Origin of the sequence: Nocardia sp. CA-129566 (genome assembly GCF_050956075.1) — a bacterium.
Lineage (GTDB): Bacteria > Actinomycetota > Actinomycetes > Mycobacteriales > Mycobacteriaceae > Nocardia.
Genome location: NZ_CP192085.1, coordinates 5,945,988 through 5,964,616 on the forward strand (window position 1 = coordinate 5,945,988; position 18,629 = coordinate 5,964,616).

Below are 18,629 nucleotides of genomic sequence, written 5' to 3' on the forward strand. Positions count from 1 at the left end.
GGTTGGAATTCGTCACCGCTGACTCGGCGGGCTCCGCCAATAGCTGCGCGCGTCGGGTTTTCGACGCGTCTACCGCTGCGCGCGTCAGGCGTTGTTCGACGAGCAGTTGCGGCGGAAACGGTTCGCCGCCGTTGCGTAGGTAGCTGTATCGGCGGTCGAGCTCGCTGCGCCTACGACGCAGCTGCTCAGCACGCACGACCAGTTGTGGAGCGAGTACAGCGATTTCGGCAATACGAGCGACGATCGCACTGGTCACGACAGGGCCCTTCGGGTCTTTGCCTCTCCTCTGTGCAGCACTGGCTCGCCAAGTATGCCCTTGGCGTACCGGGCGACACGCGGATAATCGCGTTCTGCTGTTCGTCGCCGGTGCCCTCGGCTACGCACTGGACGTGAAGAACCTGCACGTGATGAACGTGGAGTTCTACACCGGCATCGACCAGCGCCTCGACCTGCCCGTCATGCTGCCGCCGGTCCCGCAGGCGGTCGATCTGGCCGGTGCCACGGTCCTGATCGCCGACGACGTGGCCGACACCGGCGCGACACTGAAGCTCGTGCGCGACTTCTGCATCGATCACGTCGCCGAGGTCCGCTGCGCAGTCATCTACCAGAAGCCCCACTCGGAGGTCGACTGCGAATACCTCTGGCGCCGCACCGACCGCTGGATCAACTTCCCCTGGTCCACCGAACCACCGGTCGTCGATCATCACGCCCGCGCCCTGGACGCCTGACCCAACACACACAGCCGCGCGTCCGCTCCTTCGAGCAAGCACCGACGCCGGTCGAACTACCTGTCGGACCGCCCGGCCGTGGCCGCATCGAGGCGTGCCCCGAGCGCATTGACCTGATCGCGCAATTCGATCAGGCGCGCGACCGGATAGCCGACTTCGGATGCTGGAGCCGGTGCTGGCGGGTGCGCGCCATCGGTCCCTGTCACCGCAAAAGGTTCATGTTCCAGGACCCGTCCAGTGCCGAGCGTTCTTGCCGTCCACTCCGGTGTCGATACTGGTGTAGACGGGCAACAGTTCTGTGAGGTCAGCGGCGGCGATGATCCGTGTGACGATCGAGGCGGTGCTGACCAAGCGAAGCTGTATGCCCCGTCGCCGGCACCGCTGGGCCTGGTCGGCGAGGACCGCGAATGCTCGGCATCCGATGAAACCGAGAGGTTCGAGATTGATGACGAGGTACCCAGGCGCAGTCGCGGTCGCGGCTGCCTCACGCAGCAGGCGTTGCCAGGTCGTCAGCGTGTAGGCGTCCACCTCTCCACTCGCATGCACAACGACCCCGTGGCCCCATTGTTCAGTGCTGCTCTGGAGCCGAGTGGCGGCATCGACAGGCTCGAAAACCAGTGGGCTGCTGGCGGTTTGGCTATTGGATGCCTGTGTCACGATAGTGCTCATAGCGGACTTCCGATATTCGGCGCCTCAGCGCTCAATGATCGGCCCGCCCTGCTGATCTGAAGACAGACTTGTCTTTCTTGTATAGCAGAGACAGGGCTGTCTGTACAGAGGTATGCTGGGTCTCGCTATGGAAACACCCCCGGTACAGCGGACTACAGCTGCGGTGCCGGCTCGCGAGCGAATACTGAGCACGGCCTACGATCTGTTCACCCGCCGTGGCATCCGCGCGGTCGGCACCGACGAAGTGATCGACGTGGCCGGCGTTGCGAAAGCGACCCTGTACCGCCACTTTCCGAGCAAGGACGATCTGGTGTTGGCGGTGTTGCAGCGCCGGGAGCAAGTGTGGACGATCGGGCTCGTGGAACAGCAATCCCGGCTGCGAGGCAGCACACCCGAGGAGCAACTGCTGGCGATCTTCGACGTATTCGACGACTGGTTCCATACGCGCGAGGACTTCGACGGCTGCTCGTTCATCAATGTCCTACTCGAGCTGGGAGCCGCTCACCCGGCCGGCGCGGCCAGCATCCAGTACCTCGACAACGTCCGCGCGATCGTGCGCGAGCGTGCGGAAGCGGCCGGACTCCGCGAACCCGACGATTTCGCTCGTTCCTGGCACATCCTCATGAAGGGCTCCATCATCTCCGCGGCCGAAGGTGATCTGCAGGCCGCCCGCCGAGCCCAGGCCATGGCCCGCACATTGATCGAACACTATCGGCCGACATCGCCATAGCCTCACACCCTGGCCCGATCTCCATCCGTGCCGTCGTCGCTGACAGCCCCGGGCCCGGTTTGCATCCGCGTGGTGTTCAGGTCCGAATATCCTTGGCGCTGTAATCTTCTCCCACCGAGCCCTCTGGCGCGCCTTCTGGACGAGTCGAGTATGCATTTTCTCGAGGCAAGTTCGGCGACAGTGAGCTGTTCGGGATGCAGTGGGTCCGCTAGCGCAGGCCACGAATTGCCCTTCCACCGATACCAGCGCCCGCGAGTTCCGTCGGCGCCAGCGCCGCGGAATATGAACCCGAACGCCCAGATCACAAGTACCGCTATGGCCACCCACCACAGAGCCTTGAGCGCGAAACCGATTCCGAACAGAATCAGGGCAAGTAGCAGAACCAACAGAAGAGCAATCATGTTTACTCACCTCCTGGTGAGGTCTTACCCCGATTGCAGCCAGCCACTCGTCCCTGGACGATAGTTGCGCCAGGCTCGCGGAAAAGTTCGCGATGGCCGCAAAAACGCCCCGACATTGAGCCGGAACGTGTAATCCCATTCCTCGTCGCTGATTTCGGCGAGCGTCTGGTGGGTCATCTGGTAGGCAACATTCCAGCACGTCGATCTTGCCGAAATCGGCCACGGCACGCTCGATGACGGAGCGGCACTACGTTGGCTCGGACATCTCCGCCGACGAGCACACACCGGCGACCGGCCTGTTCGGCCAAAGCCGCGCCCCCTTCCGCGTCGTCGTGAGCGATGGCCACGATGTCACGCTCTCGCCGGGCGCATACCCGAATGCGGGCGAGCGAACCAGTTGATGCGCTGGTCACCGGTTTGCCGATGCCACCCCGGGGCACCCGGCCTATACACAGGGCGACAGGAATCGGGCGAGAGGAGACGCCATGTCGACACCAACCAGGCACGCGGTCAGCGCGCGCACACCGATACAACTGGCCGCCATGACGGTCGGCGCCGTCTTCCTTTCGGTCGGCATCCTCGGGTTCATCCCAGGGGTCACCACGGACTTCGACAGCATGCGGTGGGCGGAACACCACTCGCACGCACAATTGCTGGGGTTGTTCACCGTATCGGTCCTGCACAACGTCGTGCATTTGGCCTTCGGCATCGCCGGTCTCCTCGCCGGAGTCCGTGCGGCCACGGCCCGTGCATACCTGATCGGCGGCGGCGGTATCTACCTCGTGCTGTGGTTGTACGGGCTCCTCATCGACCAGACCAGTGCGGCGAACTTCGTCCCCCTCGACACCGCCGACAACTGGCTCCATTTTGGGCTGGGCATAGCCATGATCGCCCTCAGCGCATTTCCCTCTACTCTCACGAATACCAACAGGCACTTGTCCGGCCGCCAGCCGGGAATCATCGAATAACACATCGCGCCGCTTGGAACCGGCAGCGCGGTTGGTCTCGGCACACTCACGGCGTTGGGGTGCAGCGGTTCGGCAGTTTTCGATCGCCTCCCGCGGCATGCACTTCGTGGATCGGGATGAGGTGTCGACGGTGATCGGATGCACGATTCCGAAACGCGACGGGCCCGCAGCTGCCTCCTTTGCACGATGAGGTCGAATCTTTGCGACTGTCACTATGATTCGCGACCGCATCGCCGTCAGGAGCCGAAAGGCCCCGGCCGGGGTGACCTCGGACCACATTGATCCCGGTGATTCCGATCCCCCTGCCGCAATGGTCGATATCCGGTGCCGCCGCGCGAAGTCGCACGAAGACGGTCGATTTCGACCAGAAGCACCAGCGCCCGCACACGCGATGTGTGCGGGCGCCCGGTTCGCGCAGACTGCTGCGAATTGCTAGAGCACCGCGTTCATGATCGTGCCTGCACTGGTCGCGACCGCACCTCCGGCCATTGCGCTGGCGATCATCTTCGGCGACTGGAGCTGGCCACCGGACCATTTCTCCCAGGCGAACCGACCGCCGCCGTAGGTAATGGCGGTGACGCCGGAGAGCTGAATCAGCCAGGTGAAGTACCGACCCATTTGCATCAGTTTGTCCGACATCGGCGGCGCCTCCGGTGTCGGATTACTGACCTCGGCTAGCACGGTGTCGTGTAGCGCGGCGAGAATCATGCTCACTTTCATGCTCCTTGTCGCATGCCGGTGCTGCAGCGGATGTTCGGAAGAGCTTTCGCGATAGATCGCCATGACACGTTGAGTTCATCGATTCAACCTCATCAAGATCATCTGGCGAGGGCGACACACCGGTCGGTACATGACCCAACTCACACCGCTCGGCTCGTGCCGGTGAGCTTTCCCGGCCTTACGATCTTGGTGAGGGGGTCGCTGATTGCAGGGGATCGATAGCGAATCGGCGCGGCGCGGCGCCACCCACCGACATCACCCGGAAATCGGGGAGCGCATATGACTTTCCTGCTACCACTGCTCGTTCTACTGCTGGTCATCCCGGTCGCGGTGATCGCGGCCGTCTACACGACCGTCATCGCGACCTATTGGGTCGAGATCCGGCACAGCGCCCGACACAATCCGCCCGATCTGCCCGCGGTGCACTAGCCCGCCCCCGCAGCCGAATCCGCCCCCCGAATCGTTCCTGATGCCGCCTGAATCCCGGCGGGCCGGATGTCCGCCGGACCTATCCTGAGCGAGCAAAACGCGCAACCGCACCGAAAGCCTTTTCGCCGGAACCGAATTGGTCGGACCGGGCGTCGTTCTCGTGGTCACCTGGCATCCGGACCTGGTCGGCGAGCGATCGGGTGGCCTTCGAACCATCCAGGCCGACCCTGCATCCGCGTGGTACCGGGCGGGTGTCGACCGAAAATCCATGACCACCGTGTCCGGGCGTGGCACCGACTGGTGTTTGGGTCGGCACCGCTCGGCAATTCCACCGGTGAGGTGATCGATCATGGTCAACGATCTGGAGAAGCGATGGACGGCGGATAACCGGACCCTCCGCCGGGTGGCGATCTATGTGGCGACGGTCCTCGCGGTGGCCGCCGTCGTCTTCGTGATCACCGCGATCTGGGCGGCCGAGCGCGCGGCCTGTGCGAATGCGGAGATGATGCTCTGTGATACGCCCGCGAAGACCGCGGTAGTGGCCGGGCCGACCGTGGTGCTGATGCTCGGCGGCATCGGCGCGTTCGTGCAGACCTACCGGGAGTGGCGGCGCGGCAGGAGCTGGCCGATCTGGCAGGGTGCGGGCTGGTTCCTGTTCACCATGATGATCGTCTACCTCGGCATCGGCGGTGGCAGCGTCGCGGGATAGCGGCCAACGCACGGCTGTAGTGACATGGACCACACGCCAATTGGTTGTGCACAATATAATTGCCCGCTACTGTTAGGGACATGACCGATCACCTCACTCTCGACGAGCAGCTGTGCTTCCGGCTGTATGCCGCGTCGCGGGCGATGACGGCGGTCTATCGCCCGAAGCTCGAACGCCTAGGGCTGACCTACCCGCAGTACCTCGTCATGTTGGCGCTGTGGGAACGCGACGGTCGTAGCGTCGGCGACCTGTGCGAGGCACTCCTGCTCGATTCCGGCACCCTGTCCCCACTGCTCAAGCGGCTGGAGGCGGCGGGGCTGGTCGAGCGACACCGGGCAGCGACCGATGAACGTCGCGTCGATGTCCAGCTCACCGAGCACGGCCGCCAGCTGCGGACCGAAGCACGGTGTCTACCAATGGAAATGGGCGAGGCCAGCGGCCTGTCCGTCGACGAATTCACCGCACTGCGCGAAACCCTTCGGCAACTCACCGATGCGCTGATGCTGCACCCCCGATCGAAAGAGAGTCAGACATGACCGTCCTGTACACCGCCGAAGCCCTGGCGACCGGCGACGGACGCAACGGCCACGCCCGCACCTCCGACGGCAAGATCGACGTCGTGCTCAACACCCCCAAGGAACTGGGTGGCAGCGGCGTTGGCACCAACCCGGAGCAGCTCTTCGCAGCGGGCTACGCGGCCTGCTTCCACAGCGCGCTGCGCCTGGTCGGCAAGAACGAAGGCGCGAATGTCGACGATTCGGCGGTCGGCGCCAAGGTCGGCATCGGCCCGAACGAGGCGGGCGGGTTCGAGCTGACCGTCACCCTCGAGGTTTCGTTGCCGCACCTGTCCCCCGCCGAGGCGCAGACCATCGCCGACAAGGCGCACCAGGTGTGCCCGTACTCCAACGCGACCCGCGGCAATATCGACGTCCAGGTCACCCTCGCTGACGACTGACGAAAGGAATCCACCATGCGTGCCGTAGTCATCGAAAGTTTCGGCGAACCGAAGGATGTGCTCACCATCGCGCAGCGGCCTACGCCCGAACCGGGCGCGGGTCAGGTGCGGATCGAGCTCATTCTCGCGCCCATTCACAACCACGATCTGGCGACCATCCGCGGCGTATACGGCTATAAACCGGAGTTGCCCGCGATTCCGGGCACCGAGGCCGTCGGCCGGATCGACGCGGTGGGCGCGGATGTGACCGGGCTGGAAGTCGGTCAGCGCGTGAGCGTTTCCGGCATCCACCAGGTGTGGGCCGAGTACTTCCTGGCCAAGGCGACGCAGGTGGTTCCGCTGCCCGACAGCATCTCCGATCAGACGGCGGCGCAGCTGCTGGCAATGCCGCTCAGCTCCTTGATGCTGCTGGAGGATCTGCGGGTAGCGTCCGGCGACTGGATCGCGATCAATGCCGCCAATGGTGCGGTCGGCCGCCTGGTGAATGTGCTTGCGCGGCAACGCGGTATCAATGTGCTCAACCTGGTGCGCGGTTCGGCGTCGGAAAATGCCCTGCGTGAGTTGGGCTTCGAGCCGGTCTTCGATACCGAATCCGAGGGCTGGCTCGACCGGGCCACCGCAGCGACGGCGGGCGCGCCGGTCGTGCGCGCCGTGGACCAGGTCGGCGGGCGAGCGGCCGATGCGCTGCTCTCACTGCTCGGCCCCGGCGGTGAGCTGATCTCGTTCGGCGCGCTCTCCGGTCAGCCGCTATCCATCAATCCGGGTCCGCTGATCTTCAAACAGGCTGTCGTCAAGGGCTTTTGGGGTACCAAGCGGGGCGAGCAGACCAGCAGCGAGGAGATGCGGCGACTGATCGGCGAGTTGGTGGGCATGGCGGCCACGGGTGCGCTGCGACTCGACATCGAGGCCACCTACCCGCTGGAAGCCGCGGCCGATGCCGCCGCCGCGAGCGAAACGCCGGGGCGGTCGGCAAAGATCGCGCTGTCGCCGCAGCCGGTCTGATCCGGCCCGGGTCCGCTACCCGACCCGCACGACGACCTTGCCGAAATTGCGGCCCTCGAGCATGCCGATGAACGCCTCCGGCGCATGCTCGAGGCCTTCGACAAGATCTTCGCGGTAGCGGACCCGGCCCTCGGCGATCCAACCCGACATCTCCCGCAAGAAGTCCGTGTACATCTCGCGGACGAATTCGCTCTGGATGAATCCGCGCACCGTCAGGCTCTTGGTCAGAATGCGACCGAAGAAACCGGGCAGGCGATCGGGCCCCGCGGGCGCTCCGGTCGCATTGTAGTTCGCGATGAGTCCGCAAACCGGCACGCGCGCATAGGTATTCAGCAACGGATACACCGCATCCGCCACCGCACCGCCGACATTTTCGAAATAGATATCGATGCCGTCGGGGACAGCCGCGCGCAATTGGTCCGCGAAATCCGGTGCGCGGTGGTCGATTGCGATATCGAAGCCCAATTCTCCACGCACATAGGCGCATTTCTCCGGCCCACCCGCGATGCCGACCGCCCGCACGCCCTTGATGCGGGCGATCTGGCCGACCGCGGAACCGACCGGACCGCTGGCCGCGGCCACCACCAGGGTCTCCCCCGCTTTCGGCTGCCCGATCTTCAACAGTCCGGAATAGGCCGTGAACCCCGGCATGCCGAGCACACCGAGCGCGGTCGATATAGGCGCTTTGTCCGGATCCAGCTTGCGCACGCCCGACGCGGACGCGACCTGATGCGTCTGCCAGCCCGAATAGGCCAGCACCACATCGCCTTTCGCCAGCGACGGAGCACGGGATTCGAGCACCTCGGCGACCGTGCCACCAACCATCACACCCCCGATCTCGACCGACGCCGCATATGATTCCGCAGCGCTCATCCGCCCTCGCATATACGGATCCAGCGACAAATACAGTGTGCGCAGCAGCACCTCCCCCGCGCCGGGCTCCGGCAACCCCACGGTCTCGATCCGGAAATTCGCCGGAGTCGGAGCACCCTCCGGCCGCGATGCCAGCACAATTCTCGTCGAGTCGACCATATGCCTTACCCTAGCGCTGGCCCCTCGCCGAAAGCACGGAATAGCTAGGTTGGCTAACGGATATTGCTCGGCCGCCGATATAGCTGTCGACAACCTGACGACAGACCGCGGCATCACCGAAGTTCGTGTTCGACTACGACCTGCTCAGGAGTTCCTTTGGCACGGCAATTTCGCATCCACAGACCCGCCGGATCGCATGCGCGGGCGGCATTGACATCGACCACCGCCGCGCTGGCCTTGGCGCTGAGCGTCGGGCTCGGCACCGCGACCGCGCGGCCCGTCGGTCCGTTCGACGTCGGCGGCGCCATCGAGGTCGAATACGACCAGGTGGGCGGTCCGGGAGCGCTCGGCGATCCGACCGCCCCCGAACTCGATGCCGCCAATGGCGGTCGATATCAGACGTTCGAGCGCAATGCCTCGATCTACTGGCATCCCGATACCGGCGCCAATGAGGTCGCTGGCGCGATCCGCGATAAATGGCGCGACCTCGGCTGGGAAACCGGGGTGCTGCGCTACCCGGTCACCCGGCAACAATCCACGCCCACGGGATCCGGCACCTACAACGTTTTCCAGGGCGGGTCCATCTACTGGTCCGTCGGCACCGCCGCGCACCAGATCGGCGGCGCGATCCGCGATAAGTGGGGGGCCTATGGCTGGGAGAGCGGCGCGCTCGGGTTCCCGCTCACCGATGAGGCGGCCACCCAGAAGAACAATGGGCGCTACAACTTGTTCCCCGGTGGCGCGATCTACTGGTCCGCGCGTACCGGAGCGCACGTCGTCTGGGGCGCCCTCCGCGACCTGTGGGTCTCCAATGGCGGTGAAGCCGGACGCTACGGTCTCCCGACGGGCGAGGAGTACGACTACGAAGGCGGCAAGGCGCAGGACTTCCAGGGCGGTCGGATCACCTGGGAGCCTTAGGGATACGCAATGCGGTGTGGCGCCGACATTGCGTCACACCGCATTTCATCGACTCGGGCAGATCAGGGCAGATTTCCCTCGTAACACAGGCTCGCGGAGCGCGTCGACGGTCCCGGACGTGGTGAATCGGGATCGCAGGTTCACCGTCGATATCGTCAGCACGTCTTCGCATGAGCGCGGCATACCGTCCAGCCATCGCCGTCGGCGCGTGGTACCCGGGTCCACGTCGTAGCGCCCGCGGGCCGGTTCCCGGCGGCCGTCGGCTCATCGACCTCACACACGGTTCCGGGAGCAAGCGGCACCGGTCCCGGCTGCCCCGGGCCCCCTGGAAATGCCTGGCTACGAGACGAGACCTCACCACGAACAGCCATCCCGCCACCCCGGTAGCAGCGGGTTCGCCCCGCCCGCACGACCATCCGGCCGAGCGCAGCCGAAAATATTTCCGTGCGGGAATAGCTGCGGCCGGGATACGTTGCTTCGAGGTGGTTAGTGGAGCGAACGAGAGGGGTCCGTCGGTGGCAACCGAGGCAGTGGAATCGGCTATCGGTTTGCGATCGGATCGGGGCGCCATTCTTGGTTCGCTGATGCTGGCGACGGGGCTGGTCGCGCTGGATTCCACCATCATCGCCACGGCGGTGCTGACCATCACCGACAATCTCGGAGGCTTCTCGCAATTCCCCTGGCTGTTCTCGATTTATCTACTGACGCAAGCGGTTACGGTTCCGGTGTACGGCAAGATTGCCGATACCGTCGGACGTAAGCCGGTGATCCTGTTCGGGATCGCGGTCTTCGCGCTCGGTTCACTGCTGTGTGGTGTGGCGACGAGCATGTTGGGGCTCATCATCTTCCGCGCCGTGCAGGGTATCGGCGCGGGCGCCATCATGCCGATGACGATGACCATCGCCGGTGATCTGTACACGCTGACCGAGCGGGCCAGGGTGCAGGGCTATCTGGCCAGCGTATGGGCGATTTCGGCGGTGGTCGGCCCGCTGCTCGGCGGGGTGTTCGCCGAATACGTCAGCTGGCGGTGGATCTTCCTGATCAATATTCCGTTGGCCGCGCTGGCCGGTTGGATGCTGGTGCGCAGCTTCGCCGAAACCACGTCACGGCGCGAACAGCGCATCGACTATCTCGGTGCGGCACTGCTCACCGTCGGCGCGGGGGCGCTGATACTCGGCTTGCTCGAGGGCGGGCAGGCGTGGGCGTGGGCGTCGCCGACCAGTATCGCCATTTTCGGCGGCGGCGCGCTGGTGCTGATGCTGTTCGCGCTGGTAGAGCGACGTGCCGCGAATCCGATTCTGCCGCTGTGGGTATTCACGCGGCGGGTCATTATCGCCAGCAGTCTGGTCTCGGTGCTCGTGGGTGCGATTCTGCTCGGATTGACCTCGTATGTACCGACTTTCACCCAGGGCGTGCTCGGCACCGGGGCCCTGATCGCCGGTCTGACCGTCGGCGCGCTCACCCTCGGGTGGCCGCTGGCCGCCTCGCAGGCCGGAAAGGTGTACCTGCGCGTCGGCTTTCGCGCGACCGCACTGATCGGCAGCACGCTCGCCACCTTCGGCGCCGCGACCACGCTGCTGATCGATGAGAATTCCACGCTGATCCAGATCGCCGCATCCTGTTTCGTGATCGGCACCGGCATGGGTCTGGTCGCCACCCCCACGCTGATCGCGGCGCAGACCACGGCGGAGTGGTCCGAGCGCGGCGTGGTCACCTCGGCGAATATGTTCGCCCGGTCATTGGGCAGTGCGGTCGGTGTCGCGGTATTCGGCGCGATCGTGAACTCGCGCGTCGGCGACACCGACCATCCGGCTCCGGCGGCACTGTCGTCTGCGGTGCATCTGGTTTTCCTCGCGGTGGCCGCGATGGCGTTGGTGATGGTGATCGCGTCCGCGATGATGCCGCGTCGGGGCGCGAGTACCGCTTAGTCTGCCGCCAGGAACTCGATCCCCGTGATGTCGGGCGCGGTTACCGCGCTCGACATCCGGTGCGTGAGCAGCGGCACTACGAAGCGGAATGGCGATCAGCGATTTCGGCCAGTGCGCGCTCGCGCTGTTCGGCGGGGAGTTCTTCGGCGGCGGCGCGGATGGCCTCGACCGAGGTATCGGAGAGAACCCCCAACGTGCTGCGGTATTCCGACCACAGATCATGGTCGGCTGCCGCCCGTAGCATTTCGGTGAGTTTGTCCCGGGAGGTCAGGTTGACCACGCGCTCGAGCTGCCCGACGTCATCGACGAGAAAGGCCGCGCGGACCAGCGCGTTGCCGTCGAGGGCCGCCTCGGTGGCCCGGACCGCCGTATCGGAGATCGAGGCCATGAGATCGCCGAGGGTGATCCAATCCTGGCGTGCGGCAAGCTCTTTGCCGACCGCGACCGTGGTCTTCTCGGGTAGGCCACCGATAATGGCCGCCGAATGGCGTGGATCGAGCTGTGCGGAGATATCGGCGAGGAAGTCGACCGGCAGCCGCTTGGCGACATCGGCCGCGTGCGCGGGATCGAGCACGACCGACATCCGGGCCGCGAGCAGCGCTCCGCGGCTGCGTGCCACCATCTTCGCGGTGATCGGGGTCGGAATCACCTTGGCTGCCTGGGCAACCCGATGCAATCCGTCCTCCTGGTCCTCGACGAACAGATCGGTGACCTGGTGGCGGAATTCGCGCAGGTCCTGATCGGGCACCTCGGCGAGATCGGCGAGTTGTTCGACCGGAACACCCAGTGTCCGTGCGAGTTTCAGCAATTGCGCGGAAGGCCTCGGATCCGTCACAGTCCGGCCGCCTTCTTCACCACGCCGCGCAGCAGGCGCGGCAGAACGTCCAGCATTCCGCGGGCCCCGTCCCTGAGTTCACCGGCTTGGCGCCAGCGCGCGGCCTCGATCGCCTGGGCGAGTTCGGCCTGGACCTGCGGGGCGAGGGCAGCGATCCCCGGGGGTAGGTCATCGGGTATCAGTTCCGCAAGCGTCTGCTCTGTCATCGTTACCTCCGTAGGGGTATCGCATTCGCGGTCATGATCACAGTGGGACGATTCGCGCCGCAATGCAAGAAGCCAGTCATCGGAGCGTCGCGTTCGGGGCCATTGACGGCGTGGTTTGCCGGTCATAACGTCGGATCACACGACCGAGTCCTCGGTCACGGGTGGATCGGGTGGTCGCCATGGGTCTCGAACGCACGGTCGATGTCGCGGTGATCGGCGCTGGCCTGGCCGGGTTGGCGGCGGCCGGGCAGTTGCATCGAGATGGCCTCGAGGTGGTGGTGGTCGAGGCCCGTGACCGGGTCGGTGGCCGCACGCTGAACCATCCGATCGGCGATGGCAAGATCGTCGAGGTCGGTGGGCAGTGGGTCGGTCCCGGACAGGACCGGGTGCTCGCGCTGATCGACGAATTGGGGCTGCACACCTTTCCCACCTATACCGCCGGTCGGCATTTGTTCGAGCATCGCGGCAAGCTGCGGCGCTACCGCGGTCGGATACCGCTGATCGCCTCCGCGGCCCTGCTCGAGGCGTTCATCGGGCTGCGGCGATTGGATCGGATGTCACGGGCGGTGCCCGCCGAGGCACCGTGGTCGGCGGCGCGGGCCGGACAGTGGGATGCCGAGACCGTCGAATCGTGGATGCGCCACAACCTGCGTTCCGATATCGCACGACAGGCCATCACGATGGTCTGCAAGGCGGTGTGGGCGGCCGATCCGGCCGATGTGTCGCTGCTGCATCTGCTGGCCTACCTCAATGCCGGTGGCGGTGTGGATGCACTGATCGAAACCGACGGCGGCGCACAGCAAACCCGGATCGTCGGCGGCTCCCAGCGGATCGCGCTGGCACTGGCCGAGCAGTTGGATGAGCGCGTGCTGCTGCATACGCCGGTCCGCACGATCGAGCAGACCAATGGCTCGGTCATCGTGCACGGCGACGACACTCGGATCCTGGCCCGCCGGGTCATTGTGGCGATGAGTCCGGCACTGGCGGGTCGGCTCGTCTACTGCCCCGCCTTGCCCGCCGACCGCGACCAGCTCACCCAGCGCATGCCGAACGGTTCGGTCATCAAGACGATGGCCGTCTACAACACACCCTTCTGGCGCGCGAATGGATTGTCCGGTCAGGTCACTGCCGCCACCGGACCGGTGAAGGTCACCTTCGACAATTCGCCGCCGGACGGGAATCCCGGTGTGCTGCTCGCCTTCTTGGAAGGTGGCGATGCCCGGCGGCTCGGCCGCTACCCGCTCGCCGAGCGGCGCGATATCGTGATCTCGAGCCTGACAAGGTTTTTCGGCCCCGACGCGGCCACGCCCATCGACTACATCGAGAAGGACTGGTCCGCCGACGAGTGGACCCGCGGCTGCTACGGAGCCTTCACACCACCCAACACCTGGACCGAATACGGCCCGGCCCTGCGTGCGCCGGTCGGCCGAATCCATTGGGCCGGAGCCGAAACCGCGACGATCTGGATGGGATATATGGACGGAGCCATCCGTTCGGGCGAGCGCGCCGCCGCCGAGATCACCGCTCTGCTCGGCGAAACTCGGCCCGCCACCGTTGCGTCTGCGGGTCGAACTCGATAGCCGCCGCCCGAAGTCCATCGGCGCCAAAGGAATCGATCTCCGACGGTGTGAGCGGCCACGGTGGCCCGCTCACTTCCTCACCCTCCGACCGGAATCCGGAGATCACGATCAGCTGTCCACCCGGTGCCACGGTCCGCCGGATATTGGCAATCGCGGTGGCACGCACCGACACCGGCATCGACTGCACCGTAATCGCCTCGACCACCAGATCGAACGCACCCCGCCAGACTGCAGGCGGATCCAGCAGATCGGCGACCACATACCGCACCAGCGAGTCCGGAAACCTCTGGCGCACTTCGCCGATCGCGGTCGGCGAGATGTCGAAGGCGGTGGTCGCGAATCCGAGCCCCGCGATGTACTCCGCATCCTGGCCGTACCCGCAACCGATCACCAATGCCCTTCCGGCACCGTTCAATTCGCGCCGCTCGGCCCACTCGACCAATACCGGATTCGGCTGATCCCGATCCCACGGCACAATGGCGGCCCCGCTGGCCGCTTCCACATAGAGCCGCTCGAACCACCCGGTCGGGTCGTCCTCGGCGAGCGATTCCGCGGCCAGCCTGCTGGCATCCGCATCTCGATTCAAGGCCATCGGCCCAGTCTCGCACGGACTCTCGACCCGACTGGACAGAGCTTCCGCGCAATCGGCATGGTGTTGTCTGCCCAGTCGCTCCGATTGATGTCACTACATGGGCATGCCCGGGAACGCCATGTTCCATAGGTTCCGCAGCATGTCCACGATTTGCATCATCATCGGTGACATCATCACTTTCATCACCTCCTGACCGAATACTGGTCATTGCGTGCCCCCACCAGGCGCGGGGACTGTGCCCGGTTCGGTGGTGCTCGTGGCCGCGAGGTGAACATCGGCATCAGCGCGGTTCGGGCTAGCTCCCGCCGACACCGAGCGCGGTCAGAAACACCAGCACGACGGTGGTCACGGCGAACACACCGTGCCCGCCGACGACCGCGACGGGAAAGTGCCGTTCGGCCGGAGGATCCGGTGCCGCACTGGTGCGGGCGCGGTAGACCGGAAGCCATCGTGCCAGCATGGTGAATCCGAGCAGGGCGACCGGCACCAGCAGCGCGAATGCGATCCAGGCCAGCGCGGTGGAGTCGACGACCAGATACACGATCCAAACGACGAGCCCGGCGACGGCGAGCAGGAAATGACCGAACACCACCGGTGGCGGCAAATGCGTGGTGCTCGGCTGCCGGACTCCGCCTTTGGCGATCCACGTGCCGAGCAGGACGAACCCGCCGACGGCGGTCAGTAACCAGGTGATCAGTGCCGCGATGCCCATCGTGCGCTCCTCAGAAGTACGGATCGAAGGATGTTCAGTGCCGGAATCCGGCGGCCTGGGTGGTTTCGTCGGCCACGCGGACGCCGTAGTGGAAGGCCAGTTTTCCGCCGAGATAGCCGGCGACCGCCAGCACGGCCACACTCACCACCGACAGCGCCAATGGCCCGGCCGACACTGGGCTGTGGCGGTCGTCGATGGCTCGCCGCCACAGGAAACCGGCGGCGAAGGCAGCGGTCACGGCCAAATTCAGGCTCATGTGGACCAGTCCGGTGCGGAAAGCGGGGGTGCCGGTCGCGATCCCCAACAGGTCCAGGAAGCCGACCGACGCGGCGGCCAACGCGCCCAGCACTCCGATAGCGATCAGCCACTGCGCGCCCTCGACCAGAAACGCCGGGTCCTCGACCACCTGGGAGGCGAGGTCGAACACCAGGCTCGCGATCCACGCCCCGATCGGGACCGTTACCAGGATCGGGTGGAACGGGTGCCCGTACGGCCCGGCCAGTACCGCGCTCACCGGCTGCTTGGCCTGTTGTCGCTCGCTGCTCATCGCACTCTCCAGACCGGTCGAGTAATGCCAAAAATTATTGGCGTAATTACCACGGAGGTCAACCCTCCCCAGTTCAGCGAAGGTCAGGTGTATTTTCACCTGATCCGATAGACGTTATTGTGGTCGAATGACCAACGAAGCGGCGATCAGTGCCGTCGCGGTTCTCGATGACGAGACGCGGCGCGGGATGTACTGGTTCATCCGGCGAGCGCGTCAGCCCGTCACCCGTGACGAGGCGGCCGCCGAGGTGGGGATCTCCCGCAAGCTGGCCGCGTTCCATCTGGACAAGCTGGTCGACGCCGGACTGTTGCGTGCTCGGTACGAGGCGCCCGGCGGCATTCGCCGGGTCGGGCGCACCCCGAAGGTGTACGAGCCCACCGATGCCGAGGTCTGGGTGAGCATTCCCGAACGCCGGCACGAGGTGCTGGCCGAGATCCTGATGGGCGCTGTGCTGGGCGAGCGCGACGGCGAAACCGCGCGCGAGGCGGCGGTGCGCGTCGCACAGCAGCGCGGCGAGGAACTCGGTGGCGCCGAGCGGGAACGGGTCAGGCCCGGTCGGCTGGGCGCCGAGCGCGCTCTGACCCTGGTGCACGGCATGCTCACCGAGCACGGCTTCGAACCCAGTCGCGAAGCGCCGACCCGCGTGCGGTTGCGCAACTGTCCTTTCCACCCGCTGGCGAGCGCGGCGCCCGATCTGGTGTGCGGTCTCAACCACGCCTTCTGCTCCGGCATACTCACCGGTCTCGGCGCCGACAGCGTGCAAGCGGTACTCGCACCACAGGTTGGGGAATGCTGCGTCGAGGTGCGCGCGACAACCTGAACCCCACCGGCGATGCGCAGTCGCGACCAGCCGCCGCGCATGCTGCTGACGCGCAGCTGCCGGGGCGCAGCGCAGTGCTGGAGTCGCCCACTGCCCGAACTCACAGAAACCAGCCCGGAACTGCACAGACAGCGAAGTCAGTTCGTCAACATGCGCTCTCGCAGGCGAATTCAGAAACGTCCGCGCCGGAAGGCTTCGGCGACTTCCGCACGCTCGGTGAGAATATCGCGGCGGCGAGTGGTCATGGCCTCCGCAATCGAGGTCCCCGCGACGAGTGCGCGGTAGAGGGCTGTGGCGTCTTCGATGGCATCCGGGCACCGACACCCGCGGCGGGTGTGATGGCGTGATCGGCGTCGCCACACAGGATTACGTCGTCGCGGGGCGGGCGGGGATGGGTGAGCGGCACATTGCGCGCGTTCGTGACGTGCACAGTCTCGGTGACCGCGAGCAGGGCGTCGATCAGTCCGGGAATGCCCGCAAGCGCCGCGTGGATCTGGTCGGACCAAGTATCGACGGGGTGAAAGCCGATGTCCGCCACCGGAATCGGCGGACGCCGGATTCGGGCGAACCACACCGCCGTCTCATCGTTCCACTGATGTCCGAACGCATCGGTCGGCCGCGCATCGCCGGCGCGATGGAAGTGCAATACCGACGGTTCAGTGGGATGGTGACCATGCCCTCCTCGAGCCGGGTGCTAGGCCACAGGTGCGGTGATATCCCGTCCTTTGCCCAGTTTGGTCATCAGCACATAGCCGCCGCAGACCAGCACACCCCAGACCACACCGACAATAATCGCGGTACGCCCACTCTCGGTCCAAAACAACAGGACGACAACCAATCCCAGGAAAGCCAGCGCCACCCATGTGGTGATCGGCGCGCCGGGCAGGCGGTAATCGCTGGCGGGCAGTTCGCCGCGGCCGACCTTGGCGCGATAGATCAAGTGGCACACCAGGATCACGCCCCAGACGAAGATGATGCCGATGGTGGAGACCGAGGTGATGTAGTTGAACGCCTTGTCCGGCGAGATCACATTGACGATCACGCCGATGACCATCGCGGCCGCCGAGGCGGTAATGCCGACATACGGCACGGCACGCGAACTGAGCTTGTTGAGCCGCGCGGGCGCCTCCCCGTGCAGTGACAGGGTGCGCAGCATCCGTCCGGTGGAGTAGATACCCGAATTGCACGATGACAGCGCGGCGGTGAGCAGCACGAAGTTGATGATGCCCGCAGCGCCCGGAATGCCGATCTGCTGGAACACCTCCACGAACGGGCTCTTGCCCGCGTGGAAGTTGCGCCAGCTGGCGACCGACATGATCACCAGTAGCGCGCCGACGTAGAACAGGCCGATACGAAACGGCAGCGTATTGATCGCCTTGCGCAGGGTCTTGCGCGGCTCGCGCGCCTCCCCCGCCGTCACGCCGACCAATTCGACACCGACATAGGCGAACAGCACGATCTGCAGCACCAGCAGCGATTGTCCGAACCCGTTCGGGAATACGCCGCCGTCGGCCCACAGATTGGTGACCGTCGGGTTGGCGGCATGGCCGAAGCCGATCGTCAGCACCCCGATGCCGATCAGGATCATCGCGACGATCGCGGTGACCTTGATGGTGGAGAACCAGAACTCGCCCTCACCGAACAGTCGCACCGAGATCAGGTTGGCGCCGAACATCACCGCCAGCACCACCAGCGCGGTGATCCACGGTTCGATATCGAACCAGTACTGCACATACTTCCCGGCGACGGTGATCTCGGCCATGCAGGTGGCCACCCACACCGCCCAGTAGGACCAGCCGGTGACGAATCCCGCAAAACGCCCGAGGAATTCGTGCGCGTACTCGGCGAAACTGCCCGAGATCGGCCGGTAGCTCAGCAACTCCCCCAGCGCACGCATGATCACGAAGATGGCCAGCCCCGCGACCAGGTAGGCCAGGATCAGCGCGGGCCCGGCCTGTTCGATCGCCCCGCCCGCACCGTAGAACAGGCCGGTGCCGATGGCACCGCCGATCGCGATCATCTGGATGGTCCGTGGGCTCAGCCCCCGGGAGTAACCCTCCTCGCCGGATCCGGCGGAGTCGGTGGGCGCCGCATCAGCTCGTAGCTGACGGTCCGAGGCTGTCATCTATGGTGCAGTCCTTCCCGGTG

Annotated in this window: 23 protein-coding genes and 1 pseudogene; 13 read left to right on the forward strand and 11 right to left on the reverse strand. The window is 65.6% G+C overall.

The window, feature by feature from the left end; genetic code table 11:
- Nucleotides 1-353: 353 nt before the first annotated feature.
- Nucleotides 354-728, forward strand: a pseudogene (locus ACQP0C_RS25775) (phosphoribosyltransferase); the annotation flags it as partial.
- 56 nt (nucleotides 729-784) lie between these two features.
- Here ACQP0C_RS25775 and ACQP0C_RS25780 read toward each other — a convergent pair.
- Together ACQP0C_RS25780 and ACQP0C_RS25785 are read right to left on the reverse strand one after the other, a co-directional pair.
- Complete coding sequence (locus ACQP0C_RS25780) at nucleotides 785-934, reverse strand: hypothetical protein (RefSeq protein ID WP_433723910.1); 150 nt, start codon at nucleotides 932-934, stop codon at nucleotides 785-787.
- Nucleotides 935-944: 10 nt separating this feature from the next.
- Entirely contained in the window at nucleotides 945-1,397 is a 453-nt protein-coding gene (locus ACQP0C_RS25785; RefSeq protein WP_433723912.1) for an anti-sigma factor antagonist, read from the reverse strand.
- 127 nt (nucleotides 1,398-1,524) lie between these two features.
- Here ACQP0C_RS25785 and ACQP0C_RS25790 point away from each other — a divergent pair, with 127 nt between their 5' ends.
- From ACQP0C_RS25790 to ACQP0C_RS25800, 3 genes are all read left to right on the forward strand, one after another.
- On the forward strand, nucleotides 1,525-2,127 hold the full coding sequence (locus tag ACQP0C_RS25790; RefSeq protein WP_433723914.1) for a TetR/AcrR family transcriptional regulator: 603 nt from the start codon (nucleotides 1,525-1,527) through the stop codon (nucleotides 2,125-2,127).
- A 634-nt stretch (nucleotides 2,128-2,761) separates the two neighbouring features.
- The gene (locus tag ACQP0C_RS25795; RefSeq protein WP_433723916.1) at nucleotides 2,762-2,929 is read left to right on the forward strand and encodes a hypothetical protein; all 168 of its coding nucleotides are present in this window, start codon (nucleotides 2,762-2,764) and stop codon (nucleotides 2,927-2,929) included.
- 84 nt (nucleotides 2,930-3,013) lie between these two features.
- A complete protein-coding gene (locus tag ACQP0C_RS25800; protein ID WP_433723918.1) occupies nucleotides 3,014-3,496 on the forward strand; it encodes a DUF4383 domain-containing protein in 483 nt (160 codons plus the stop codon).
- A 432-nt stretch (nucleotides 3,497-3,928) separates the two neighbouring features.
- On the opposite strand, the gene ACQP0C_RS25805 is transcribed toward ACQP0C_RS25800, so the two are convergent.
- Nucleotides 3,929-4,204 carry a hypothetical protein gene (locus ACQP0C_RS25805; protein WP_433734656.1) on the reverse strand — a complete coding sequence of 92 codons (276 nt, stop codon included), beginning with the start codon at nucleotides 4,202-4,204 and terminating at the stop codon, nucleotides 3,929-3,931.
- 291 nt (nucleotides 4,205-4,495) lie between these two features.
- Between ACQP0C_RS25805 and ACQP0C_RS25810 the strand changes: the two genes are divergently transcribed.
- The 5 genes from ACQP0C_RS25810 to ACQP0C_RS25830 all read left to right on the forward strand — a co-directional run bounded on the left by ACQP0C_RS25810 (nucleotide 4,496) and on the right by ACQP0C_RS25830 (nucleotide 7,311).
- On the forward strand, nucleotides 4,496-4,645 hold the full coding sequence (locus ACQP0C_RS25810) for a hypothetical protein (protein WP_433678882.1): 150 nt from the start codon (nucleotides 4,496-4,498) through the stop codon (nucleotides 4,643-4,645).
- 349 nt (nucleotides 4,646-4,994) lie between these two features.
- Nucleotides 4,995-5,354: a hypothetical protein gene (locus ACQP0C_RS25815; protein ID WP_433723920.1), complete on the forward strand. Its 360-nt coding sequence runs from the start codon at nucleotides 4,995-4,997 to the stop codon at nucleotides 5,352-5,354.
- An 80-nt stretch (nucleotides 5,355-5,434) separates the two neighbouring features.
- Nucleotides 5,435-5,890, forward strand: coding sequence for a MarR family winged helix-turn-helix transcriptional regulator (locus ACQP0C_RS25820; RefSeq protein ID WP_433723922.1), 456 nt, complete (start codon nucleotides 5,435-5,437; stop codon nucleotides 5,888-5,890).
- Nucleotides 5,887-6,309, forward strand: a complete 423-nt coding sequence (locus ACQP0C_RS25825) for an organic hydroperoxide resistance protein (RefSeq protein WP_433723923.1) — start codon at nucleotides 5,887-5,889, stop codon at nucleotides 6,307-6,309. The genes ACQP0C_RS25820 and ACQP0C_RS25825 overlap by 4 nt, the downstream gene beginning before the upstream one ends.
- A gap of 15 nt (nucleotides 6,310-6,324) precedes the next feature.
- Nucleotides 6,325-7,311, forward strand: a complete 987-nt coding sequence (locus ACQP0C_RS25830; RefSeq protein WP_433723925.1) for a zinc-binding dehydrogenase — start codon at nucleotides 6,325-6,327, stop codon at nucleotides 7,309-7,311.
- 15 nt (nucleotides 7,312-7,326) lie between these two features.
- Here the strand turns inward: ACQP0C_RS25830 and ACQP0C_RS25835 are convergent, their stop codons facing one another.
- Nucleotides 7,327-8,343 (reverse strand): NADP-dependent oxidoreductase, encoded by a 1,017-nt coding sequence (locus ACQP0C_RS25835; RefSeq protein ID WP_433723927.1) that lies wholly within the window; start codon nucleotides 8,341-8,343, stop codon nucleotides 7,327-7,329.
- A gap of 156 nt (nucleotides 8,344-8,499) precedes the next feature.
- On the opposite strand from ACQP0C_RS25835, the gene ACQP0C_RS25840 reads away from it, so the two are divergent.
- Together ACQP0C_RS25840 and ACQP0C_RS25845 are read left to right on the forward strand one after the other, a co-directional pair.
- Nucleotides 8,500-9,261: an LGFP repeat-containing protein gene (locus ACQP0C_RS25840; RefSeq protein ID WP_433723928.1), complete on the forward strand. Its 762-nt coding sequence runs from the start codon at nucleotides 8,500-8,502 to the stop codon at nucleotides 9,259-9,261.
- Nucleotides 9,262-9,776: 515 nt separating this feature from the next.
- Nucleotides 9,777-11,189, forward strand: a complete 1,413-nt coding sequence (locus ACQP0C_RS25845) for an MDR family MFS transporter (protein WP_433723930.1) — start codon at nucleotides 9,777-9,779, stop codon at nucleotides 11,187-11,189.
- Nucleotides 11,190-11,265: 76 nt separating this feature from the next.
- On the opposite strand, the gene ACQP0C_RS25850 is transcribed toward ACQP0C_RS25845, so the two are convergent.
- Complete coding sequence (locus ACQP0C_RS25850) at nucleotides 11,266-12,024, reverse strand: hypothetical protein (protein WP_433723932.1); 759 nt, start codon at nucleotides 12,022-12,024, stop codon at nucleotides 11,266-11,268.
- Nucleotides 12,021-12,230: a hypothetical protein gene (locus ACQP0C_RS25855; RefSeq protein ID WP_433723934.1), complete on the reverse strand. Its 210-nt coding sequence runs from the start codon at nucleotides 12,228-12,230 to the stop codon at nucleotides 12,021-12,023. The genes ACQP0C_RS25850 and ACQP0C_RS25855 overlap by 4 nt, the downstream gene beginning before the upstream one ends.
- A 179-nt stretch (nucleotides 12,231-12,409) precedes the next feature.
- Here ACQP0C_RS25855 and ACQP0C_RS25860 point away from each other — a divergent pair, with 179 nt between their 5' ends.
- On the forward strand, nucleotides 12,410-13,810 hold the full coding sequence (locus ACQP0C_RS25860) for a flavin monoamine oxidase family protein (RefSeq protein ID WP_433723935.1): 1,401 nt from the start codon (nucleotides 12,410-12,412) through the stop codon (nucleotides 13,808-13,810).
- Here the strand turns inward: ACQP0C_RS25860 and ACQP0C_RS25865 are convergent.
- The 3 genes from ACQP0C_RS25865 to ACQP0C_RS25875 all read right to left on the reverse strand — a co-directional run bounded on the left by ACQP0C_RS25865 (nucleotide 13,749) and on the right by ACQP0C_RS25875 (nucleotide 15,661).
- Nucleotides 13,749-14,402: a class I SAM-dependent methyltransferase gene (locus ACQP0C_RS25865; protein WP_433723937.1), complete on the reverse strand. Its 654-nt coding sequence runs from the start codon at nucleotides 14,400-14,402 to the stop codon at nucleotides 13,749-13,751. The genes ACQP0C_RS25860 and ACQP0C_RS25865 overlap by 62 nt on opposite strands.
- 295 nt (nucleotides 14,403-14,697) lie before the next feature.
- Nucleotides 14,698-15,114: a hypothetical protein gene (locus tag ACQP0C_RS25870; protein ID WP_433723939.1), complete on the reverse strand. Its 417-nt coding sequence runs from the start codon at nucleotides 15,112-15,114 to the stop codon at nucleotides 14,698-14,700.
- Between the two features lie 34 nt (nucleotides 15,115-15,148).
- Nucleotides 15,149-15,661, reverse strand: a complete 513-nt coding sequence (locus tag ACQP0C_RS25875) for a DUF2231 domain-containing protein (protein ID WP_433723941.1) — start codon at nucleotides 15,659-15,661, stop codon at nucleotides 15,149-15,151.
- A 127-nt stretch (nucleotides 15,662-15,788) separates the two neighbouring features.
- Here ACQP0C_RS25875 and ACQP0C_RS25880 point away from each other — a divergent pair, with 127 nt between their 5' ends.
- Nucleotides 15,789-16,481 carry a helix-turn-helix transcriptional regulator gene (locus ACQP0C_RS25880; protein WP_433723943.1) on the forward strand — a complete coding sequence of 231 codons (693 nt, stop codon included), beginning with the start codon at nucleotides 15,789-15,791 and terminating at the stop codon, nucleotides 16,479-16,481.
- A gap of 241 nt (nucleotides 16,482-16,722) precedes the next feature.
- Here ACQP0C_RS25880 and ACQP0C_RS25885 read toward each other — a convergent pair whose 3' ends face one another.
- Together ACQP0C_RS25885 and ACQP0C_RS25890 are read right to left on the reverse strand one after the other, a co-directional pair.
- Complete coding sequence (locus ACQP0C_RS25885) at nucleotides 16,723-17,055, reverse strand: hypothetical protein (protein WP_433723944.1); 333 nt, start codon at nucleotides 17,053-17,055, stop codon at nucleotides 16,723-16,725.
- Between the two features lie 120 nt (nucleotides 17,056-17,175).
- Complete coding sequence (locus ACQP0C_RS25890) at nucleotides 17,176-18,606, reverse strand: amino acid permease (RefSeq protein ID WP_433723946.1); 1,431 nt, start codon at nucleotides 18,604-18,606, stop codon at nucleotides 17,176-17,178.
- Nucleotides 18,607-18,629 lie beyond the last annotated feature (23 nt).

What these genes read in the sequence shown, in the direction of transcription:
- ACQP0C_RS25785 (WP_433723912.1), bottom strand. Translation starts at nt 1,397, where the DNA reads ATGAGCACTATCGTGACACAGGCATCCAATAGCCAAACCGCCAGCAGC.
- ACQP0C_RS25790 (WP_433723914.1), top strand. Translation starts at nt 1,525, where the DNA reads ATGGAAACACCCCCGGTACAGCGGACTACAGCTGCGGTGCCGGCTCGC.
- ACQP0C_RS25795 (WP_433723916.1), top strand. Translation starts at nt 2,762, where the DNA reads ATGACGGAGCGGCACTACGTTGGCTCGGACATCTCCGCCGACGAGCAC.
- ACQP0C_RS25800 (WP_433723918.1), top strand. Translation starts at nt 3,014, where the DNA reads ATGTCGACACCAACCAGGCACGCGGTCAGCGCGCGCACACCGATACAA.
- ACQP0C_RS25805 (WP_433734656.1), bottom strand. Translation starts at nt 4,204, where the DNA reads ATGATTCTCGCCGCGCTACACGACACCGTGCTAGCCGAGGTCAGTAAT.
- ACQP0C_RS25810 (WP_433678882.1), top strand. Translation starts at nt 4,496, where the DNA reads ATGACTTTCCTGCTACCACTGCTCGTTCTACTGCTGGTCATCCCGGTC.
- ACQP0C_RS25815 (WP_433723920.1), top strand. Translation starts at nt 4,995, where the DNA reads ATGGTCAACGATCTGGAGAAGCGATGGACGGCGGATAACCGGACCCTC.
- ACQP0C_RS25820 (WP_433723922.1), top strand. Translation starts at nt 5,435, where the DNA reads ATGACCGATCACCTCACTCTCGACGAGCAGCTGTGCTTCCGGCTGTAT.
- ACQP0C_RS25825 (WP_433723923.1), top strand. Translation starts at nt 5,887, where the DNA reads ATGACCGTCCTGTACACCGCCGAAGCCCTGGCGACCGGCGACGGACGC.
- ACQP0C_RS25830 (WP_433723925.1), top strand. Translation starts at nt 6,325, where the DNA reads ATGCGTGCCGTAGTCATCGAAAGTTTCGGCGAACCGAAGGATGTGCTC.
- ACQP0C_RS25835 (WP_433723927.1), bottom strand. Translation starts at nt 8,343, where the DNA reads ATGGTCGACTCGACGAGAATTGTGCTGGCATCGCGGCCGGAGGGTGCT.
- ACQP0C_RS25855 (WP_433723934.1), bottom strand. Translation starts at nt 12,230, where the DNA reads ATGACAGAGCAGACGCTTGCGGAACTGATACCCGATGACCTACCCCCG.
- ACQP0C_RS25860 (WP_433723935.1), top strand. Translation starts at nt 12,410, where the DNA reads ATGGGTCTCGAACGCACGGTCGATGTCGCGGTGATCGGCGCTGGCCTG.
- ACQP0C_RS25865 (WP_433723937.1), bottom strand. Translation starts at nt 14,402, where the DNA reads ATGGCCTTGAATCGAGATGCGGATGCCAGCAGGCTGGCCGCGGAATCG.
- ACQP0C_RS25870 (WP_433723939.1), bottom strand. Translation starts at nt 15,114, where the DNA reads ATGGGCATCGCGGCACTGATCACCTGGTTACTGACCGCCGTCGGCGGG.
- ACQP0C_RS25875 (WP_433723941.1), bottom strand. Translation starts at nt 15,661, where the DNA reads ATGAGCAGCGAGCGACAACAGGCCAAGCAGCCGGTGAGCGCGGTACTG.
- ACQP0C_RS25880 (WP_433723943.1), top strand. Translation starts at nt 15,789, where the DNA reads ATGACCAACGAAGCGGCGATCAGTGCCGTCGCGGTTCTCGATGACGAG.
- ACQP0C_RS25890 (WP_433723946.1), bottom strand. Translation starts at nt 18,606, where the DNA reads ATGACAGCCTCGGACCGTCAGCTACGAGCTGATGCGGCGCCCACCGAC.